Source organism: Xanthomonas sp. CFBP 8151, from assembly GCF_011761885.1.
Lineage (GTDB): Bacteria > Pseudomonadota > Gammaproteobacteria > Xanthomonadales > Xanthomonadaceae > Xanthomonas > Xanthomonas arboricola_B.
Window position 1 is genome coordinate 46,690 of sequence record NZ_JAASQZ010000001.1, and the last position, 20,889, is coordinate 67,578.

Sequence of the window (20,889 nt, forward strand, 5' to 3'; positions counted from 1 at the left end):
GCAATCGGGATTTGCAACAGTGGCGGCGTTTAGGCGCGATCCGATGCTTAAGTCAAAAGCTTGGTAAGTCGAGTGCGCGGTGCCCTCATCGCTTGCGGGACACGCCGTGAATCCGTCCGTGGAGGCTCGGTGGCGACATCCATGCCGCCAAGGGTCCCGCAACCGGCGAGGACACCGCACCAGAGAGTCGGTCGGTGGTGCTCTTGCTGTTCTTAACTGTGCACACCGATGATCTCGACTGGTCCTTGCCCGCTCACCGTCGCGGGACCTTGAGCCGCATGGATGCCGCGCCAGAGCCGCTGACCAGCCGGCACGCGCCGGCCCATGCAGACCGGCGCATGTGCCGCTTCGCCTCAGTGCGCCGACGCAGCCGGGCGCCGTGCCGCCGCGCGCTCTGCCCGGCGTGCACGCGCACGTGCGCGACGCGCCTTCCAGCGTTCGCTCAGGCAAGAGAAGATCACGTAGAGCGCCGGGGTACTGAGCAGGGTCAGGCTCTGCGAGAAGATCAGCCCGCCGATCATCGCGATGCCCAACGGGCGGCGCAGTTCGGAGCCTTCGCCCAGGCCGACCGCCAGCGGGACTGCGGCCAGGATCGCCACCATTGTGGTCATCATGATCGGGCGGAAGCGCACGATCGAGGCCTCGCGTGCGGCCGCGCGCGCATCCATGCCGTGCACGCGCTGCGCCACTAGCGCGAAATCGATCATCATGATCGCGTTCTTCTTGACGATGCCGATCAGCAGCACCAGCGCGATCATCGAGATCACCGACAATTCGGTGTTGGTGAGGAACAACGCCAGCAGCGCGCCGACGCCGGCGGCCGGCAACGTGGACAGGATGGTGACCGGATGGATCAGGCTCTCGTAGAGCATGCCCAGCACGATATAGACGGTGAGCACCGCGGCCAGCAGCAACACACCCATCGAGTTGGGGCTGAGTTGCACGTTGAAGCTGTCGTCGCCACTGAGACGGATGCCGTCGGGCATGCGCAAGCCTTCCACGGTGGACTTGATGATCAGATCTGCCTCGCCGGTGCTGACGCCCGGTGCGAGGTTGTAGCTCAAATCCATCGTGGTGTACTGGTTTTCGTGGACGATCTGCGGCGGCGCCAGCCCGGGCACCTGGATCGCGACGGCAGTGATCGGCACCATCAGGCCGGCGCTGTTGGGTACGAAAATCTGATCCAGCGCCTTGGGCGTTGCCGTCTGCGAGGGCAGCGCATTGACCACCACGCTGTACTGGTTGAGATCCGAATAGATGGTGGAGATGGAGCGCTGGCCGAACGCGCCATACAGCGCACCATCGATGGCACCGACCGAAATCCCCAGGCGCGCGGCCTTGGCGCGGTCGATCACGATGTTCTGGCGCAAGCCCGATGTGTCCACGTCGGTGCCGACATCGCGCAGGCGCGGATTCTTCTTCAACGCGGCCTGCAGTTTGGGCAGCCATTCCTGCAGCTGCGCCAGGTCGTTGCCCTGCAGCGAGACGCGGTACTGCGCGCCCTGGCTGGTGCCGCCACCGCCGTCGCTGGGCAGGTCCTGGATCGCGCGCAGGCGCAGATCCAGATCCGGGTAGCGGTCGGCCTTGGCGCTCAGCCGCGCGACCACCTGCGCGGTGGTATCGCGGCGGCCTTCGTCACGCTTCTTCAACTCGATGTTGAACGAGGCGCTGGAGCCCTGCCGGCCGGAGCCCAGTCGCGCGCCGACGGTCTTCACCGCCGGGTCGGCCATCAGCATGTCGGTGATGCGGCGCTGGCGGCTGACCATGTCGGCAAACGACACCGTCGCGCTGGAATTGGCGCGGCCCCAGATCAGGCCGGTGTCCTGCGCAGGGAACGAGCCCTTCTTGACCGCGCCGCCGAGAAAGACGGTGGCGGCGATCAGCAGCAGCGGCGTCAGCGACAGCAGCAAGGCGTGCCGCAGCGAGAAATCCAGCGCCACCGTGTACACCGCGAGCATGCGCTCGTGCATGCGGTCCAACCAGGCGCCGAAGCGGCCGGGTTTTTCCGGCTCGGTATGCGCCGACAGAAAGCGGCTGCACAGCGCCGGCGTCAAGGTCAGCGATACCAGCATCGACACCACGATCGCCGCCACCAGGGTCACGGTGAACTCGCGGAAGAACGCGCCGATCATGCCGCTGGCAAACAGCATCGGAATGAACACCGCCACCAGCGAGGCGGTGATCGACACGATGGTGAAGCCGATCTCGCGCGCACCCGCCAGTGCGGCATCCAGACGCGGCATGCCTTCGTCCAGATGACGCATGATGTTTTCGATCACCACGATCGCATCGTCGACCACAAAGCCAATGGCGATCACCAGCGCCAGCAGGCTGAGGTTGTTCAAGGTGAAGCCCAGCATGTACATCACCAGCGCCGAGCCGGCCAGCGACAGCGGCACGGTGACCGCCGCGATCAGCGTGGGTGCCAGGCGGCGCAGGAACAGCGCCATGGTCAGGATCACCATTGCCAGGCTGATCATCAGCGTGGCCTGCACTTCGTGCAGCGAGGCGCGGATGGTCGGGGTGCGGTCGAAGTAGGGCGTCAATGTGGTGCCGGGCTGCAGATAGGCGCGCAACTCGGGAATCTGGGCCTTTACCTGGTCCACGGTTTCGACGATGTTGGCGCCGGCGCGGGTGAATGCGTACATCACCACCGCCGGTTTGCCATCGAACCAGGCCGCTTGATAGGCATCCTGCTGGCCGTCGTAGACAGTGGCCACATCGCCCAGCCGCACGATGCGTCCGTTGGACTGGGTGGAGATCGCCAGCTGGGCGAAATCGGCAGCCTTGGCCACCGAATCGTTGGCCACGATGGCCATGGTGGTGTTGCCGTCGGACAGGAACCCGGTCGGCGAGGTGACGTTGGCCGCGCGCACGGCGTTGCGCAGATCGTCCGGGGTCAGGCCCAGCGCGTTGAGCGCGCGCAGGTCCACGTCCACGCGTACCGCCGGCGTGGAGGCGCCGGCGATATCGACCGAACTGATGCCGGTGATCTGACGCAGCCGTTGCGCCAGCAGCGAGTCGGCAACGTTGTAGAGCTCATCGGCCGATTGCGTGTCCGAGGTCAGCGCAATGGCGATGACCGGGTCGTCGTTCGGATTGGCCTTCTGGTACATCGGAGTGCCCAGGCCGGAGGGCAGGTCCGATTGCGACGCGTTGATGGCGGTCTGCACGTCCTGCGCGGCCGAATCGATGTCGCGATTGCTCTGAAATACCATGAACACCATGCTGCTGCTCTCCGAACTGGAGGAGCGCATGCGGTCGATGCCGGGCAGCTGGCCCAGGTGGCGTTCCAGCGGTGCGGTGACGGTGGAGGCCATGGTGCCGGCATCGGCGCCGGATTGCGTGGCATGCACGAAGATCACCGGAATCTGGATGTTCGGCAATGCCGCCACACCCAGCCGCAGGTAGCACATCAATCCGATCACGAACAAGCCGATCGCCAGTAGCGCGGTGCCGATCGGGCGCTTGATGAAGGGCGCGGAGATGTTCATGGGGTGACTGCCGGGAATCGGGAAAGGCAACAGCCAGCGCAGTTGCCATACGCGCGTGCGGGAAGGCGGTGCCGTGGGCCGGCAGACCGATCAGCGATGACGCCATCGGTCATCATGCCGGGCGCTCCGAGCTGGAGGCCGGGGGCACGCCGTCATGGCGGGCGGCACGCCGCGCGCGCCAATCGCGCAGGCGCTCGCCGGCACGCTCCATGTACAGGTAGATCACCGGGGTGGTGTACAGCGTCACCAGCTGCGACAGCAGCAGGCCGCCGACGATGGCGATGCCGAGCGGGCGCCGCAGTTCCGAGCCGATGCCGGTGCCCAGGGCCAGCGGCAGCGCGCCCAGCATCGCGGCGGCGGTGGTCATCATGATCGGGCGGAAGCGCAGCAGGCAGGCGCGCCGGATCGCTTCGTGCGCGTTGGCGCCTTCGCGGCGGGCATCGATGGCGAAGTCGATCATCATGATCGCGTTCTTCTTGACGATGCCGATCAGCAGCACGATGCCGACGATGCCGTCCACCGACAGGCTCAGCCCGCACATCATCAGCGCCAGCAGCGCACCGACGCCGGCCGGCGGCAGCGTGGAGATGATCGTCAGCGGATGGATGTAGCTCTCGTAGAGCACCCCCAGCACGATGTAGATCACCACGATCGAGGCCAGCAGCAGCCACACGATATCGGTCTGGCTGCCGGTGAATTCGGCCGCCTTGCCGACGAACGCCGCATGCACCTGGGTCGGGATCTTCAGATCCTGGCGCACCTGCTCGATCGCCTCCACCGCCTGCGACAGCGAATGGCCCGGCGCCAGATTGAACGAGATCGTGACCGCCGGCAGCTGTTGCTGGTGGCTGACCACCAGCGGCGTGTTGGTGACCTTGGCCTCGGCCAGTGCGGCCAGCGGAATGATGCTGCCGGCGCCGACCACGATGCCGGTGTTCTGCGCGCCCACGCCGGTGGCGGTGGAGGAGTTGGACGAGGTCAGCTGGCCGAAGCTGGTGGCATTGGTGCCGGTCAGCGCGCCGCTGCCGTTGCTGGCCACCGCCAGCTGGTTCATCAATGCGGTGCTGCTGCGGAACTCCGGCGCCACTTCCAGCACCACCCGGTACTGATTGAGCTCGGTGAAGATCGTGGAGATCTGGCGTTGGCCGAAGGCGTCGTACAGCGTGTCGTCGATGGTCTGCATCGGCACGCCGAGCATGCTGGCCTTGTCGCGATCGATGCTCAGTTCCAGCGCACGGCCCTGGTTGGCCAGGTTGTTGTCCACATCGGCCAGCTCGGGCAGCTTGCGCATCGCCTCGGTCATGCGCCCGGCCCAGGTGGCCAGCTCGCTGCTGTCCACATCCGACAGCGAATACTGGTATTCGGTGGCGGCCACGCGGGTGTCCAGGGTGACGTCCTGGACCGGCTTGAGGAACAGCGCCACGCCGGGAATGCCGGCCACCGCCTTTTGCAGGCGCGGCAGCACCTCGTCCAGGCCCTCGCGGTCGCCGCGCGTCTTCAGCACGATCGACAGCTGGCCCTGGTTGATGGTCGGGTTCATGGTGCCGGCGCCGATGAAGGCGGCCACGCCGGTCACGGCCGGGTCTTTCTGCAGCGCCGCAGCGACCGCCTGGGTGCGCTGCTCCATCTGCGGGAATGCCACGTTCTGGTCGGCCTGCACCACGCCGGTGATCAGGCCGGTGTCCTGCTCGGGCAGCAAGCCCTTAGGGATCGCCACATACAGCACCACGGTCAGCGCCACCGCGCCGATCGCCACCGCCAAGGTCAGCGGCTGGTGCGCCAGCACCCAGTCCAGGCTGCGCTCGTAGGCGCCCACGGTGCGCGTCCACAGGTTGGTCTTGCCGGCGGCGGCGGCGCGCTCGTGCGCGTCCTCGCCTTCGGGCAGGGCGTCGGGCTTGAGCAGGTAGGCACACATCATCGGCGTCAGCGTCAGCGACACCAGCATCGAGATCACCACTGCAATCGACAGCACCCACGCAAACTCATGGAACAGGCGCCCGGTCACGCCCGGCATCAGCAGCAGCGGCAGGAACACTGCCACCAGCGACACGGTCAGCGACAACACGGTGAAACCGATCTGCTTGGCGCCGATCTCGGCCGCTTCCTGCCCGCTCTTGCCCTGTTCGATGTAGCGCACGATGTTTTCGATCATCACGATCGCATCGTCGACCACGAACCCGGTCGCCACCACCAGCGCCATCAGCGACAGGTTGTCCAGCGACATACCGGCAAACGCCATCACCCCGAAGGTACCGGCCAGCGACAGCGGCACCGCCACGGAGGGAATGATGGTGGCCCACAACCGGCGCAGGAAGAGAAAGATCACTGCCACCACCAGCGCGATGGTCAGCACCAGGGTGAACTTCACCTCATGCACCGAGGCGCGGATGGTTTCGGTACGGTCGGAGAACACCTCCAGATGCACATCGGCCGGCAGCACCGACTGCAGCTGCGGCAGGATGTTGCGGATCTGTTCCACCGTCTGCACGATGTTGGCGCCGGGCTGGCGGCGAATTTCCAGCAGCACCGCCGGCTTGTTGTCTGCCCAGGCGGCGAGCTGGTCGTTCTCCACGCCGTCGACCACGTTGGCCACATCGGCCAGCCGCACCGGGCGGCCGTTGCTGTAGCTGATGATGGTCTCGCGGTACTGCGCCGCGTCGGTGAGCTGGTCGTTGGTGCCGATGCTGTAGGACTGGGTCTTGCCGTTGAGCGAGCCCTTGGGCGCGCTGACATTGGTCTGGGTCAGCGCGCTGCGCAGCGACTCCATGGTCAGGCCCATGTTCGACAGCTGTGCCGGGTTGACCTGGATGCGCACGGCAGGCCGCACGTTGCCGGCGATCGACACCAGCCCCACGCCCGGTACCTGCGACAGGCGCTGGGCCAGGATCGCATCGGCATAGCGGTTGACCTCGCGCAGCGGCAGCGAGTCGGAGGTGAGCTTGAGGGTCAGGATCGCCGCGTCGGCCGGATTGACGCGGTTGTACACCGGTTGGTACGGCAGCGACGAGGGCAGGGTGGCCTGACGGATCGCCGCCTGCACATCCTGCGCGGCGATGTCGATGTCGCGGTCCATCGAGAACTGCAGGATGATCGTGGACAGGCCTGCCGACGAATCGGAGGTCATCATCTGCAGCCCGGAGATCTGCCCGAACTGGCGCTCCAGCGGCGTGGTCACCAGCGAGGCCATGGTGGTCGCGTTGGCGCCGGGATACTGGGTGGTGACGACCAGACTGGGCGCGTCGATTTCCGGCAGCGCCGAGACCGGCAATTGCCGGTAGCCCAGGATGCCCAGCAGCAGGATGCCCGCCATCAACAACGAGGTGGCGATGGGACGGCGGATGAAGATGGTCGAAAAGCCCACGGGGGGTGTCCTTGCTGAAGACGTCAATCGATGCCGGCGCGCGCAGCGCCGAGGCACACCGGCGACGGAAGTCCCGTCGCCGGTGCTCGCGAGTTAGCGCGGACCGCCGCCGCCGCGTCGGCCGCCGGCACCGTCACGGCTCTTGTCCTGCGCGGCCTTGAATTCGGCCTCGGTCGGCTCCGGCGGGGTTTCGCCCGGCTTGAGCGCGCTGACCTTGCTGCCCGGCTTGAGCCGGAACTGGCCTTCGGTCACCACGCGCTCGCCCGGCTTGAGTCCCTTGGTGACCTGCACATGGCTGTCGTCCACTTCCACGCCCTGCACCACGGTGCGCATCTGCGCGGTGTTGTCGCTGCCGACTACGTAGACGTAATCGCCGTCCGGGCCGCGCTGCACGGCCTGGGTCGGCACCACGGTGCCGCCGGAGATGGTGCGCAGCTGCAGGCGCACGTTGACGAACTGGCCCGGCCACAGCGCATTGTCGGTATTGGCGAAGATCGCACGCGCACCGAAGGTGCCGCTGTCGGCGGCGATGCGGTTGTCGATCACCTCCAGCTTGCCGTCGCCGCTGATCACGTGCGCGTCGCCGCGATCCAGCGCCGCCACGTCCAGCGGGGCGGCCGCCTGGCCGCTGCGCACCGCCTGCAACTCGCGCTCGGGCAGGTTGAAGGACACGTAGATCGGGCGGATCTGGGTCAGGGTGACGATGGTGGAGCTGGCGCTGACGATATTGCCCACGTCCACGCCGCGGATACCGGCGATGCCGTCGATCGGTGCGGTCACGCGGGTGAATTGCAGTTGCACCTGCGCCGAGCGCATCTGCGCATCGTTGGCCGACACCGCCGCCTCGTACTGCGACACCTGGTTACGCTGGGTATCCAGGTCTGTGCGCGAGACGTACTGCTTGTAGGCCGGGTCGTTGGAGCGCTGGTAGTTCACCCGCGAGGTCGCCAGCAGCGCCTGGTTCTGGCGCTTGGCCGCCAGCGCCTGGTCATAGCTGGCCTGCAGCGTGCGTGGGTCGATCTGCGCCAGCAGCTCGCCCTTCTTCACCTCCTGGCCTTCCTTGAAATTCAGGCTCATCAGCTGGCCGCCGACCTGCGGGCTGACCGTGACGGTGTTGAGCGCGGTCACCGTGCCCAGCGCGCTGGCGTAGACCGGCACATCCTGGGTGGTGGCGGCCACGACCGTGACCGGTACCGGGCCGCTGTTCTCGGTGCCATCGCCGTCCGGCGCGTCCGCCCGCTTGCCGTGGTTGCCCCCACCGAACATCCGCATTGCGACGAACACCAAGACGAGCACCGCTACGACCAGCAGTGTGATCTTCCAAAAACGCGACATGCGAAACTCCTGAGGGCGGGCCGGGCGCTGGTGCGACCGTGGGGCGGCTGTGCGAAGCATATCGTTGCGATCAGGCAATTGAGCGTTACTGAAGTAACGGCCCGCCGGACCAGACGACCGCAGCGTTCACAGATGCGGTTCAGCGGCAACGCACCAGGGCCGATGCGGTTGACCGCTGGCCTGAATCGAGCCCCACCGCAGCCCACCGAGCGCGCATCTGCACTACATTAGGCAACCGTCTTTAGAGGATCGCCGATGCGCCACTCCCGTCTGCTGACCAGCGCGTTGCTGCTCGCCCTGCCCACCCTCGCCGCCGCCCAGGCTGCGCCCCGGCCCGAGGTCCAGGCCGCTGCCGCGCCGTTGCAGAGCAAGTTGGTGCAGTGGCGCCGCGACTTCCATCAGCACCCGGAACTGTCCAACCGCGAGGAGCGCACCGCCGCCACCGTGGCCGCGCAGCTGCGCAAGCTCGGCCTCAAGCCGCGCATCGGCATCGCCCATCACGGCGTGGTCGCCATCATCAAGGGCGGCAAGCCGGGTCCGAAGATCGCCTTGCGCGCCGACATGGACGCACTGCCGGTCAAGGAGCAGACCGGCCTGCCGTTCGCTTCCAAGGTCACCGCCGAGTACCGCGGCGAGCAGGTCGGGGTGATGCATGCCTGCGGCCACGACGCCCACACCGCGATCCTGCTCGGGGTGGCCGAAGCGCTGGTCGGCATGCGCGAGCAGCTGCCTGGCGAAGTGATGCTGATCTTCCAGCCCTCCGAAGAAGGCGCGCCGGGCAATGAAGAGGGCGGCGCGTCGCTGATGCTCAAGGAAGGCCTGTTCGCCGACTTCACCCCGCAGGCGGTGTTCGGCCTGCATGTGTTCTCCAGCGTGCAGGCCGGCAAGATCGCGGTGCGCAGCGGCCCGCTGATGGCGGCCTCGGACCGGTTCGCTATCAAGATGATCGGCCGCCAGACGCATGGCTCGGCGCCGTGGAACGGCATCGACCCGATCGTGGCCAGCGCCGACATGATCGGCGCCGCGCAGACCGTGATCAGCCGCCGCGCCAACCTGTCCAAACAACCGGCGGTGTTGAGCTTCGGCGCGATCAAGGGCGGCATCCGCTACAACATCATCCCCGACGACGTGGAAATGGTCGGCACCATCCGCACTTTCGACGAAGCCATGCGCCAGCAGATCTTCGCCGACCTCAAGATGGTGGCCGAGCACACCGCAGCCGCCCACGGGGCCAAGGTGCAGGCGCAGGTGCCGGACCAGCCCGGCAACCCGGCCACGGTCAACGACCCGGCGCTGACCGCCAGGATGCTGCCCAGCCTGCAGGCCGTGGTCGGCGCCGACAATGTCTACGAGCCGCCGTTGCAGATGGGCGCGGAAGACTTCTCGTTCTACGCCCAGCAGGTGCCGTCGATGTTCTTCTTCGTCGGCTCCACCGCCAAGGGCATCGACCCGGCGACCGCGCCCAGCAACCATTCGCCGCAGTTCCTGCTCGACGAATCGTCGCTGGACGTGGGCTTGCGCGCGTTGTTGCAGGTCTCGCTGGATTACCTGCATCAGGGTGAGGCTAGCTGAATCGGGAATCGGGAATCCTGTGCAGTTGCGCTGTTTCCGCTGAGCGTTGGTGATCGTGCGGTGGCGGCGGGCCGTTTGAAGGCCCGCTGCTCTGCTGCCAGCTGGATACTCCAGCGTCCGCCATATATCTCACGGCCAGCCCGCTCGGCCTAAAATGGCGCGATGAATACCCCAGAAGATTCCGCCCTCGGTCGTGAGGTCGCCTATCCCAGCGGCTACGATCCGTCGCTGTTGTTCCCGATTCCACGCGCGGCCGGACGCAAGGCGATCGGCCTGACCGCGGTCCTGCCCTTTATCGGTCGCGATCGCTGGCATGCCTACGAACTCAGCTGGCTCGATGCACAGGGCAAGCCGTGCGTGGCCACGGCGACCCTGCATGTGCCCAGCGATTCGCCGTCGCTGATCGAATCCAAGTCGCTCAAGCTGTATCTCAACTCGCTCAATGCCACCCGCTTCAATAGCGCCGAAGCGGTGCGCACGCGCATCGTCTCGGACCTGTCCACGCGCGCCGGCGCCGATGTGGCGCTGGAATTCGGTCTGCCGCCGATCGATGCGGTGGGCGAGGGCGAATCGATCGACGCGCTGGATGTCAGCATCGACGACTACGGCCCGCCCAATGCGGCATATCTGTCGGCGCACGCACAACCGATCGTGGAAGAAGTGCTGACCTCGGCCCTGCTCAAATCCAATTGTCCGGTCACCGGTCAACCGGATTGGGCCAGCGTCACGCTGCGTTACCGCGGCGCACCGATCGATCGCGAAGGCCTGCTGCGCTATCTGGTGAGTTTCCGTGACCACGCCGGGTTTCATGAGCAATGCGTGGAGCGTATTTTCAATGACGTGCTGCTCCGTTGCGCACCCGAATGGTTGGTGGTGGAGGCGCGGTATACCCGCCGTGGCGGGCTGGACATCAACCCGTTGCGTAGTTCGCCCAACGTGCCGACACCGTTGTCGATCTTCCGCGACCTGCGCCAGTGATCGCGCCCAACCAAGGATCGCGCCAGCTTCACGGTGGCGCGATCCACGCTTAACAGCGCACCGCGCACCCTGCAGTCATCGTGATGCACAGGGATTGCGGCAATGAATGTCGACAAGAAAGCAGATTTTTCCAACGTGACGTCTTCGGTGGATAGCACCGCCGAGGTTGCGCCGACGGCGGATTTTTCCAACGTTCGCACCAGCGTGCAGAGCACTGCGCAACTGGTTGGCGAATCGGTCACCGTGCAGGCGGGCGATAGCCTTTCCAGCATCGCCAAGCGCCATTACGGCGATGGCAACCTGTGGCCACGTATTTTCGAGGCCAACCGCGAAACGCTCAAGGATCCGGACAAGATCTTTCCAGGGCAGGTCCTGCAGTTGCCGCCGAAATCGTAGGCGCATCGCATACCTGGCGACTTTTCGACCCATTTTATAGTTTGATATCCGGAGATTGATCCATGCGTACTACAACCGTTTCCAGCACCCTCGCCATTGCCCTGGCCGGCGTTCTAGCGTTGTCGGGCTGCAACAAGAAGGTCGACGACGACAGCGTGTCCAAGGATCCAACCGCGGGCGCTGCCACCGAGGCAATGCCGGGTCCGGCCGGCACACCGCCGGCAAGCGATCAGGCCGGCCAGAGCAGCGCAACCGGCGCTGCCAGCACCGACAGCGCGGCATCTGCTGGATCGGCAGTCACGGTTTCCAGCGTGGTGGTGGGCACCCAGGCCGCTGCGGACAAGAGCGTGACGCCGTCTGCCAGTATCGGGAACAAGAACACGATCATCGTCTCGATCAAGACCGACGGTAGCGCCAATAACGTGCCGGTGGCGGCCAAGATGACCTACCAGGACGGCCAGGTTGCCGGCGAGCAGACCGCAACGCTCAACACCACCGGCGCAGAGACCACCAACCTGAGCTTCACCAAGCCTGATGGCTGGCCGGTCGGCACGTACACCGTGCAGGCGATGGTCAATGGCAAGCCGGCCGGTGCGCCGCAAACCATCTCGGTGAAGTGAGCACGCCGACGAACAAGGCACATCCCGCATCGCTAGTGGCGGGTGGCCGCAGTGGCCATCCCCAGGGTTTTTGTAGACGGCGACAGTGCATTGGGCCGGATGCTTGACTCAGGCAATGACACAAAAGGGCGCGATCGCAAGGTCGCGCCCTTTTGCTTGCATGGCATGTTCGTTACAGCTGCATCCATTGCATCGGCCAGCGGCGGGATGGAGCATCCGCCTGTGGTCGCTTTACCCGGGCGCGGCTCAGACGCGACAATGCCGTGCTGACCCATCGCCGCGTTCCACGCGCTGGCTGATCGGCGTGCCAGCAGCGACCCCCGTCGCGCACGCCAACGCCAGTGCCAAGGACGCCGGCGCTCCTTCCGACCACACGAGCCATCGCACCTTATGTCGAAGACACCGAAGATCATCTACACGCTCACCGACGAAGCACCGTATCTGGCCACGCAGTCGCTGCTGCCGATCATCGATGCCTACACCGATACCGCCGGCATCGTGGTCGAAACCCGCGACATCTCGCTGGCCGGCCGCATCCTGTCGCTGTTTCCCGAGCAGCTGAGCGACGCGCAGAAGATCGCCGACGACCTCGGAGAGCTGGGCGAGCTGGCCACCACGCCGGAAGCCAACATCATCAAATTGCCCAACATCAGCGCCTCGGTGCCGCAGCTCAAGGCCGCCATCGCCGAACTGCAGGGCCAGGGCTATGCGCTTCCGGCGTATCCGGACACGCCCAAGGACGATGCCGAAAAGGACATCAAGGCGCGCTACGACAAGGTCAAGGGCAGCGCGGTCAATCCGGTGCTGCGCGAGGGAAATTCCGATCGCCGTGCGCCGCTGTCGGTGAAGAATTACGCACGCAAGCATCCGCACCGCATGGGCAAGTGGAGCAGCGACTCCAAGTCGCACGTGGCGCACATGGACGATGGCGACTTCTTCGGCAGCGAGCAATCCGCCACAGTGGCCGCAGCTGGCTCGTTGAAGATCGAGTTCGTCGGCAACGACGGCAGCAGCAGCGTGTTGAAGGACAAGGTCGCGGTCAAGGCCGGCGAAATCGTCGATGCCGCAGTGTTGAGCAAGCGCGCGCTGGCCGGCTTCATCGACGCGCAGATCGCCGATGCCAAAGCCCGCGACGTGCTGTTCTCGGTGCATCTGAAAGCCACCATGATGAAGGTCTCCGACCCGGTGCTGTTCGGCGTGGTGGTCGGCGAGTTCTACAAGGACACGCTGGGCAAGCATGCCGAGGCGCTTGCGTCGGCCGGCTTCGATCCCAACAACGGCATCGGCGACCTGTACGCACGCATCGCCACGCTGCCGGAAGACCAGCAGGCGCAGATCAAGGCCGATATCCAGGCCGAATACGCGCAGCGTCCGGCCCTGGCCATGGTCAACTCCGACAAGGGCATCACCAACCTGCATGTGCCCAGCGACGTGATCGTCGATGCGTCGATGCCGGCGATGATTCGCGACTCCGGTCAGATGTGGAATGCCGAAGGCAAGTTGCAGGACACCAAGGCGGTGATTCCCGATCGCTGCTACGCCGATGTCTATCAAGCCGTGATCGACGACTGCAAGGCGCATGGCGCATTCGATCCGTCCACCATGGGCTCGGTGCCCAACGTCGGCCTGATGGCGCAGAAAGCCGAGGAATACGGCTCGCACGACAAGACCTTCCAGGTTGCCGCCGCCGGGACCGTCAAGGTCACCGACGACACCGGCGCCACCGTCTTCGAACATGCCGTGGAAGCGGGCGACCTGTGGCGCATGTGCCAGGTCAAGGATGCACCGATCCAGGACTGGGTCAAGCTGGCCGTGGAGCGCGCGCGCCTGAGCCAGACGCCTGCGGTGTTCTGGCTGGACAAGGCCCGCGCGCACGATGCGCAGGTCATCGCCAAGGTCGACACCTATCTGAAGGACCACGACACCAACGGCCTGGATATCCGCATCCTGCCGCCGGTGGAAGCGACCACCTTCTCGCTGGAGCGCATCCGCAAGGGCCAGGACACCATCTCGGTCACCGGCAACGTGCTGCGCGATTACCTCACCGACCTGTTCCCGATCCTGGAGCTGGGCACCAGTGCCAAGATGCTGTCGATCGTGCCGCTGATGGCCGGTGGCGGCCTGTTCGAGACCGGTGCCGGTGGCTCGGCGCCCAAGCACGTGCAGCAGTTCGTCGAACAGAACAGCCTGCGCTGGGATTCGCTGGGCGAGTTCCTGGCCCTGGCCGCATCGCTGGAGCATCTGGGCAACCGCTACGACAACCCGTCCGCCACGGTGCTGGCCAAGGCGCTGGACGTGGCCAACGGCCAGTTCCTGGACAACAACAAGTCGCCGGCGCGCAAGGTCGGTGAACTCGACAACCGCGGCAGCCACTTCTATCTGGCGATGTACTGGGCGCAGGCCCTGGCTGCGCAGACCGAGGACACCGCCCTGCAGGCCAAGTTCGCACCGCTGGCCAAGGCCCTGATCGAGAACGAAGCCACCATCGTGGCCGAGCTCAACGGCGCCCAGGGCAAGCCGGTCGAGATCGGCGGCTACTACCACCCGGACCTGGCCAAGGTCAGCCAGGCCATGCGCCCGAGCAAGACCTTCAACGACGTGTTGGCCACGCTGAAGGCCTGATCCAACGCACCGCCTGGCGGTGCGTCCGGCAGCTGCGACAGTCTGGGCCCGCCTCGATCAGGGGCGGGCCTTGTCGTTTTCGGCGTTTGCATGCGACCGCGAGAACACCGTCGTTGCGTGCCAAGCCTGATGGCCTTGCAATGCCTTGCCTGCGAGAGATCCTGCGCCTGGTTGCGGGCGGCCCCGGTATCTGGTCGGCTGCGCGCCTGTTCGATTGGCCGGTGCGCTCGGCTGCACGCCGCAACATGCGCTGGGTACACTGCCGGCATGAGCCAGCTCCCGTTACCGCCGCAGTCCGAGCGCCGTGCGCTGGCGATCGCCCATGCCGTGTACGACGCCTTCGAGGACTACCACGCCCGGTTCGCCGAGATCACCGCACGCGCCAAACAGCGCTTCGAAACGCGCGACTGGAGCTGTGCGCGCGATGACGCGGTGGCACGGATCGCGCTCTACGACCAGTACATCAGCGAATGCATGTTGCGTCTGCGCGCGGTGCTGCTGGGGCAGGCGCACGATCGCGCGCTGTGGATGCGCGCACGCGTGCATTACGCCGCACTGCTGAGCGGGCTGATCGATCAGGAGCTGTACAAGACCTTCTACAACACCCTGACCCGGCGTTACTTCGGCACCCATGGCGTGGATGCGGATATCGAATTCATCGCGCTGGATATCGAGCCGACCGATGCGATCACCGTGCCGGTCGCGCGGCATACCTACGCGGTCTCGCCCGGCCGGCTGACCGACATGCTGGTGCGCGTGCTCGGCGATTATTCCTTCGGCGTTCCGTATGCGCATCGCACCCGCTGTGCAGCGGCGATCGCGGTGCGTCTGCTCGACGATCTCGCGCACTGGGGCGAGCATCCGGTGCGCAGTGTCGAATTGCTGGAAACGGTGTTCTATCGCGAGCGTCGCGCCTACCTGGTCGGCCGCGTGTTCGGCGAGCATCGCTTCTCGCCATGTGTCATCGCCCTGGTCAACGACGACGCCGGTCTGCGTGCCGAAGCGGTGCTGACCCGACGCAGCGACGTCGCGCAATTGTTCAGCAATTCGCGCAGTTATTTCCAGGCCGATCTGTCCACTGTCGGCGACGCGGTGGTGTTTTTGCGCAGCCTGCTTACCCACAAGCCGGTCGACGAGCTGTACACGATGCTCGGGCGCGCCAAGCAGGGCAAGACCGAACGCTATCGCACCTTTTTCAGTCATTTCCAGGCCCATCCCTCCGAGCAGCTGGTGCATGCCGATGGCACGCCCGGCATGGTCATGGTGGTGTTTACGCTGCCCAGTTATCCGCTGGTATTCAAGCTGATCCGCGACCGCTTTGCGTATCCCAAAACCATGAGCCGCGCGCAGGTGGAGGGCAAGTACGAGCTGGTGTTCCAGCTCGATCGCATCGGCCGCTTGCTGGACGCGCAGCCGTATCGCTTCCTGCGGTTTCCCAAGTCGCGTTTCTCGCCCGCGTTGCTGGAAGAGCTGCAGACCAGCTGTGCGACGAGTCTGAGCGAAGATGGCCAGGACGTGCTGATCGCGTTGTGCTACGTGCAGCGCCGCCTGCGCCCGCTCAATCTCTACCTGCGCGAACAATTGCCGGAGGCCGCGCATGCGGCCGCGCTGGACTACGGCCAGGCGATCAAGGACATGGCGCGCAACAACATCTTTCCCGGCGACATGCTGCTGAAGAACTTCGGCATCACCCGCCATCAGCGCGCGGTGTTCTACGACTACGACGAGCTGTGCCTGATCACCGAATGCACTTTCCGCAACTGGCCAGCCCCCGCCACCTATGAAGAGCAGATGTCTGCCGAGCCCTGGTTCCATGTCGGCCCGCGCGACGTGTTCCCCGAGCGCTTCGCGCTGTTCATGGGCTTGCCGTCCTCGCAGCTGGAAGCGGTCAAGCACCTGCATCCGGAGCTGTTCGACCCGCAATGGTGGCGCGAGCTACAAGCCCGGCTGCGCGAGGACGACTACCCCGACACCCCGCCGTATGCGGATTCGCGTCGGCTGGCGTAGCCGCCGAACGACGGCAGGCGTGGCGCAGACGATAACCAGGTGCCCGTCTGCACGAATACCGCGCCCACAAAAAATAATCTGGCAGCCTGAGCTTCCTGTCTTAACTTTCTCCAGGATAATCGGGGCGGTTCAGCCGCGCGCGCGGTGCTGGCTTCGAGTGGCTGGAACTGCACTTCGCCCACGGCTACCTGGCGCAGAGCTTCTTCTCGGCCCACTCCAATCAGCGCACCGATCCGTATGGAGGTAGCTTCGACAACCGTTCCCCGCAGTAAATTGGTTAGTTCTGCAATGCGTTCCAAGCGTTCCAAGAACTCAGGCGAAGCTGATGGTCTTGGCCTCAAGGTAGCCGTTCATTCCCTCGATGCCTCCCTCGCGGCCCCAGCCGGACTCCTTGAATCCGCCAATGGGCATGGTCGGGTCCACGACATTGCCATTGATCGTCAGGTTTCCGGTGCGGATGCGGCGCGCGACCCGCAAGGCTCTGTCCACATCGGAGGAAAACACCGAGCCGCTCAGGCCATACCGGCTGTCATTGGCAATCCGGATCGCATCCTCCTCATCTTCATAGGCCATGATCGCAACCACAGGCCCGAATATTTCTTCCTGGGCGATGGTCATTTCAGGCGTCACGTCGGCAAAGATCGTGGGGGCGATGTAATAGCCTGTATCTATTCCTTCAGGGCGGCCACCGCCCAAAGCCAGCGTGGCGCCCTCGGCTTTGCCTTTTGCGATGTACTCCATCACCCGCTGGTACTGGCTGGCCTTGGACAGCGGCCCCATGAAGACTTGCGGGTCAGACGGATCGCCCACTTTGAACTGCGAAATCGCCTGTACCAACATCGAGGTCAGTTCCTCGGCGCGGCCTTTCGGCACTAGTATCCGCGTCAGCGCGAAGCAGACCTGACCCGAACTGGGCATGGCGAACAGGGCGATGCTGGGCAGCGCCGCGGCGAAATCGGCGTCATCCAGCAAAATGGCTGCCGATTTCCCACCCAGCTCCAGAGTCACGCGCGCCAGCCGTTGGGTGCAGATCGCGGCGATCTTCTTGCCCGCAGCCGTGGAGCCGGTGAAGGCCACTTTGTCGATACCGGCATGGCGCACAAGGTATTCGCCCACCTCGGCTCCCGCTGGCACCAAGTTGAAGACTCCCTTCGGCAAGCCTGCCGCCTCAAGACATTCTGCTAGAACATAGCCCTCCAGGGGGGTCTCGGGTGAAGGCTTGGAGACGAAGGTGCAGCCCGACGCCAGCCCGGCGGCGATCTTGTAGCTCATCAGTATCATGGCCGCGTTCCAGGGCGTGACGGTGGCGCAGACACCAACCGGTTCGCGAACGATGAGGGTGCGGCCTCCGTCCAGCCGCGTGCGCTGATCTACGAAGCTGAAGCCATCCTGCTCCAGCAGATCCGCATAAAAGCGGAAGATCTGGGCGTTCTGCGGAGCCAGCATGCGCCCGATCAAGATCGGCGCCCCTATCTGGGTGGTCCAGTCCTGCGCGATCTCCTCGGCACGGCTCTCCAGTTCATTAGCCGTGCGGCGCAGGATCGCCGCCCGTTCTCTGGGCGCCATTTTCGGCCAAGGGCCTGTCTCGAAGGCGTTGCGTGCAGCCTGGACGGCATCGTCGATATCGGCCTGCGACGCTTCCGGATATTCCATCACCACCTTTTCGGTCACAGGGGAAATGACTTGGATCTTTCGCTGACCCTTGGGCTTTACCCATTCCCCGCCGATGAAGAAGGAAGTCGGAGGGCGTACGGTCAGCTGGTCGGTCATGGTCGTTCCTTTCGTGTGGATGGCTTGTGGCTGTGGCGCGGGATTGGGAATTCGGTGGCCAATGCACAGTCGTTACGCATCAACCAGGCGACTAGACAATGTCAACGCGCTTGCGCCATGTCATAATCAATTAAATGTCATGATGACAATAGTGTCAATATGAAAGATCACAGGATCGCTGTCGCGGCGCAACGGCGTGCCAGGATGCGTGCGACTTTGATGCGCGCCGGCCTTGAGGTCATGGCGGAAAAGGGGATCGCCGCGACCTCTGTCGACGATGTCGTCAGGCATGCCGAGGTCGCACGAGGCAGCTTCTACAAGTACTTCGACGGCACGGCCGAGCTTGCCGAAGCCATCGGAACCGTGATCGCCGAGGAAGTCATCCTCGGCCTTGAGGAGGAAATGACCACGATTGTCGATCCGGCCGAACGCCTGGCAACGGGCATTACAGGTGTTCTGGCCATGGTGACTGCCAATCCAGTCCTTGGCCGTTTCCTGGTGCGCGGGGGGTGGCCGGTGGACAGGACTGGCGGCCTGCTGCTCGACAAGATTGGTGGCACGGTGGCGCAGGGCATTGACCAGGGCCGCTTTTTCCCTGTCCCGATGCCGGTTGCCATGGCGCTCGTCGGCGGGGTTGTCCTGGGTTGCGCGCATGAAATTTCCGCAACCGCGGAACCGAAAGGAATCATCGTTGCAGCAGCCGGGACCGTTCTTCGCGGTCTCGGCCTGGGGCCAACGGATGCCGAAGCTATCGCCAAGATGAGCCGCAAAGAGCTGAAGTGGAAGGAAGGCGACTTCATGCAGTGCCTGGCCAGGCAAAACCGCTGATGTTGCGACGCTGATGCTTCAGCTTGGTTGTGGAGGCGTGGCCTCGCCGATGCCGAGCCACCGCGATCTGCCGCGCGCAGGCGACGTCGGCCACCCGCGCCGGCGTGTCGATCGGGATAAACCGCTCCCGGCCGCCCTTGGCACCGTAGCCGTCATCCACCTTCAATGAATCGCCTCTGATGTCGGTCGATAAGGCGATGACGAAACATGCCCGTCCGCCATCGCAGGAACTGTGGTTCACCATGCATGTTGGGCGACGAGGTCGAACAGCATGATCAGTAAGGACTTCAGCGGTCAGGCCGGCGAAGCGGAAAGACGAGTGAGAGCGAAGGCTGGGAATCAGCCAGGGCCGTCACTCGCGGCTGCGAGGAGCGGTACCAACACGTCGCTAATTGGTGTCGGAATGCCGTGAGCCTGGCCGCGACGTGAGACGACACCGTTGCGAATGTCCCATTCGAGTGGCCTGCCGGCTTCGCGATCCGTGAGGATGGATGTGCCCATGTCGGCGGGAGACGCCAGGAACTTGTCGAGGATCGCCTGCGGTACCTCGTCGCCAAGTCCAGCGCCCTCGGCACGGGCCACGGCCAGACATTCCTGCAGATAGTCCAGCGTGAGCCTGGAGATGTCGGACCGGCCGAACATGCCCGAGCGACGATGCGTGAGCGCCATGAGTCCGGCCACCGCGTTCTGCAGCAGCTTGCGCCAGGCTAGAGATTTGAAATCTGTGGCCAGCTCAACTAAACAGCGTGTGCCTTGCAGTGCTTCGGCTATCACGCGGGAAGCCGACGTGTCCGGCAGGCTGAGGCGCACATCGCCGCGTAAGCGCACCGAGCCATCGGATTGCGCCTGCGCAGGAAACCACACGACAGCAGGGACGATCCGCCCGCGCGGGAAATGTGGGGCGACCTTCTCCAACTGCTCGACCCCGTTTTGCAGAACGCACACGACGGTTTCTGGACCGATCAACGCTGCGAGCCATTCCGCTGCTGCCTCGGTCTGTGTCGCCTTGACAGCGAGAAAGACGAGATCGACGGTTTGATCGATCTGTCTGGGATCCGTCTGGACCGGACCGGGAATGGTGATGAGGCGATCGCCATCGTGCAACGCAAGATGATCGCGGGGTGTGCGGCCGTACAGCAACGGCGTGCGGCCGACTTCGTGCAGCACTGCCGCGATCGTGGTGCCGATGGCGCCCGGACCAACGACAGCTACGGATGTATTGATTTTTGTATCCATGGAAGCGGACTCCTGTGGCTTTGCTGCAAAGCGCCAGCTCAGTAGGCCGTTGCTTGCTTCATATGCGCCAGATGGTCAATCTGACGCTTGCTGGCTTCAGAACACCTTGGTGGATCAGCATCGACTCATGCGTATGGTCAGCAATGGCAGGAAGTACGGGGCGGTGCTTGAGCGGTGCAGAAGTCGCTTCGGTGACTTTTGCATCCACACACTCAGTGGGGCCCCTTCCTTCACCTCCATTTGTCGAAGCAAAAAGGGGCCGAAGCCCCAGGATCATATCAAGCCTCGCTCGGCAAATGACTCCGTGGCGCTGCCCGCGACGATGACGTGATCGAGCACCCGCACATCGACCAGCCCCAGCGCCTCCTTGAGCCGTTGGGTCAGCGCCCGGTCGGCAGCGCTTGGCTCCGGGTTGCCGCTCGGATGGTTGTGGCTGACGATCACCGCTGCCGCATTGAGCCGCAGAGCCTCTTTGACCACTTCGCGCGGATACACCGAAGCACCGTCGATGGTGCCGTGGAACATCTCCCGGTATTCGATCAACCGATGGCGCGTGTCGAGTTATGTTGAGCGCCACATAACTGGATTTATGTGGATGCCTACGTAATGTGCAGCAGACAGATCATCGCCAGGCAGGACAGCCCTGCACGAGGGTAGCAACTCAACATTA

The 20,889-nt window shown here is 64.8% G+C and carries 13 protein-coding genes and 2 pseudogenes; 8 read left to right on the forward strand and 7 right to left on the reverse strand.

Annotated features, from left to right (window positions below):
- Window positions 1-353 precede the first annotated feature (353 nt).
- The 3 genes from FHT08_RS00215 to FHT08_RS00225 all read right to left on the reverse strand — a co-directional run bounded on the left by FHT08_RS00215 (window position 354) and on the right by FHT08_RS00225 (window position 8,190).
- Window positions 354-3,494, reverse strand: coding sequence for an efflux RND transporter permease subunit (locus FHT08_RS00215; RefSeq protein ID WP_166773909.1), 3,141 nt, complete (start codon window positions 3,492-3,494; stop codon window positions 354-356).
- A 112-nt stretch (window positions 3,495-3,606) separates the two neighbouring features.
- The gene (locus FHT08_RS00220) at window positions 3,607-6,855 is read right to left on the reverse strand and encodes an efflux RND transporter permease subunit (protein WP_166773910.1); all 3,249 of its coding nucleotides are present in this window, start codon (window positions 6,853-6,855) and stop codon (window positions 3,607-3,609) included.
- Between the two features lie 93 nt (window positions 6,856-6,948).
- The gene (locus FHT08_RS00225) at window positions 6,949-8,190 is read right to left on the reverse strand and encodes an efflux RND transporter periplasmic adaptor subunit (protein ID WP_166773911.1); all 1,242 of its coding nucleotides are present in this window, start codon (window positions 8,188-8,190) and stop codon (window positions 6,949-6,951) included.
- A gap of 255 nt (window positions 8,191-8,445) precedes the next feature.
- On the opposite strand from FHT08_RS00225, the gene FHT08_RS00230 reads away from it, so the two are divergent.
- The 7 genes and pseudogenes from FHT08_RS00230 to FHT08_RS00260 form a co-directional block, all read left to right on the forward strand.
- On the forward strand, window positions 8,446-9,762 hold the full coding sequence (locus FHT08_RS00230; RefSeq protein ID WP_166773912.1) for a M20 family metallopeptidase: 1,317 nt from the start codon (window positions 8,446-8,448) through the stop codon (window positions 9,760-9,762).
- Window positions 9,763-9,924: 162 nt separating this feature from the next.
- Window positions 9,925-10,740, forward strand: coding sequence for an NADPH-dependent 7-cyano-7-deazaguanine reductase QueF (gene queF, locus FHT08_RS00235; protein WP_166773913.1), 816 nt, complete (start codon window positions 9,925-9,927; stop codon window positions 10,738-10,740).
- 102 nt (window positions 10,741-10,842) lie between these two features.
- Window positions 10,843-11,136 (forward strand): LysM peptidoglycan-binding domain-containing protein, encoded by a 294-nt coding sequence (locus FHT08_RS00240; RefSeq protein ID WP_104536487.1) that lies wholly within the window; start codon window positions 10,843-10,845, stop codon window positions 11,134-11,136.
- A gap of 62 nt (window positions 11,137-11,198) precedes the next feature.
- A complete protein-coding gene (locus FHT08_RS00245) occupies window positions 11,199-11,756 on the forward strand; it encodes a hypothetical protein (RefSeq protein WP_166773914.1) in 558 nt (185 codons plus the stop codon).
- A 390-nt stretch (window positions 11,757-12,146) separates the two neighbouring features.
- Window positions 12,147-14,378 (forward strand): NADP-dependent isocitrate dehydrogenase, encoded by a 2,232-nt coding sequence (locus FHT08_RS00250; RefSeq protein WP_166773915.1) that lies wholly within the window; start codon window positions 12,147-12,149, stop codon window positions 14,376-14,378.
- Window positions 14,379-14,645: 267 nt separating this feature from the next.
- Window positions 14,646-16,385 (forward strand): bifunctional isocitrate dehydrogenase kinase/phosphatase, encoded by a 1,740-nt coding sequence (gene aceK, locus FHT08_RS00255; RefSeq protein ID WP_166773916.1) that lies wholly within the window; start codon window positions 14,646-14,648, stop codon window positions 16,383-16,385.
- A 134-nt stretch (window positions 16,386-16,519) separates the two neighbouring features.
- Window positions 16,520-16,648 (forward strand): annotated as a pseudogene (locus FHT08_RS00260) (NADH:flavin oxidoreductase/NADH oxidase); the annotation flags it as partial.
- Window positions 16,649-16,697: 49 nt separating this feature from the next.
- Here FHT08_RS00260 and FHT08_RS00265 read toward each other — a convergent pair.
- Window positions 16,698-18,155 carry an aldehyde dehydrogenase gene (locus FHT08_RS00265; protein WP_166773917.1) on the reverse strand — a complete coding sequence of 486 codons (1,458 nt, stop codon included), beginning with the start codon at window positions 18,153-18,155 and terminating at the stop codon, window positions 16,698-16,700.
- A 204-nt stretch (window positions 18,156-18,359) separates the two neighbouring features.
- Here FHT08_RS00265 and FHT08_RS00270 point away from each other — a divergent pair, with 204 nt between their 5' ends.
- A complete protein-coding gene (locus FHT08_RS00270; protein WP_166773918.1) occupies window positions 18,360-18,983 on the forward strand; it encodes a TetR/AcrR family transcriptional regulator in 624 nt (207 codons plus the stop codon).
- On the opposite strand, the gene FHT08_RS00275 is transcribed toward FHT08_RS00270, so the two are convergent.
- From FHT08_RS00275 to FHT08_RS00285, 3 genes and pseudogenes are all read right to left on the reverse strand, one after another.
- Entirely contained in the window at window positions 18,952-19,224 is a 273-nt protein-coding gene (locus tag FHT08_RS00275; protein ID WP_166773919.1) for a hypothetical protein, read from the reverse strand. The two genes, FHT08_RS00270 and FHT08_RS00275, sit on opposite strands and share 32 nt — an antisense overlap.
- A gap of 98 nt (window positions 19,225-19,322) precedes the next feature.
- Window positions 19,323-20,219 (reverse strand): oxidoreductase, encoded by an 897-nt coding sequence (locus FHT08_RS00280; protein WP_166773920.1) that lies wholly within the window; start codon window positions 20,217-20,219, stop codon window positions 19,323-19,325.
- A 273-nt stretch (window positions 20,220-20,492) separates the two neighbouring features.
- A pseudogene (locus FHT08_RS00285) lies at window positions 20,493-20,780 on the reverse strand (JAB domain-containing protein); the annotation flags it as partial.
- Window positions 20,781-20,889 lie beyond the last annotated feature (109 nt).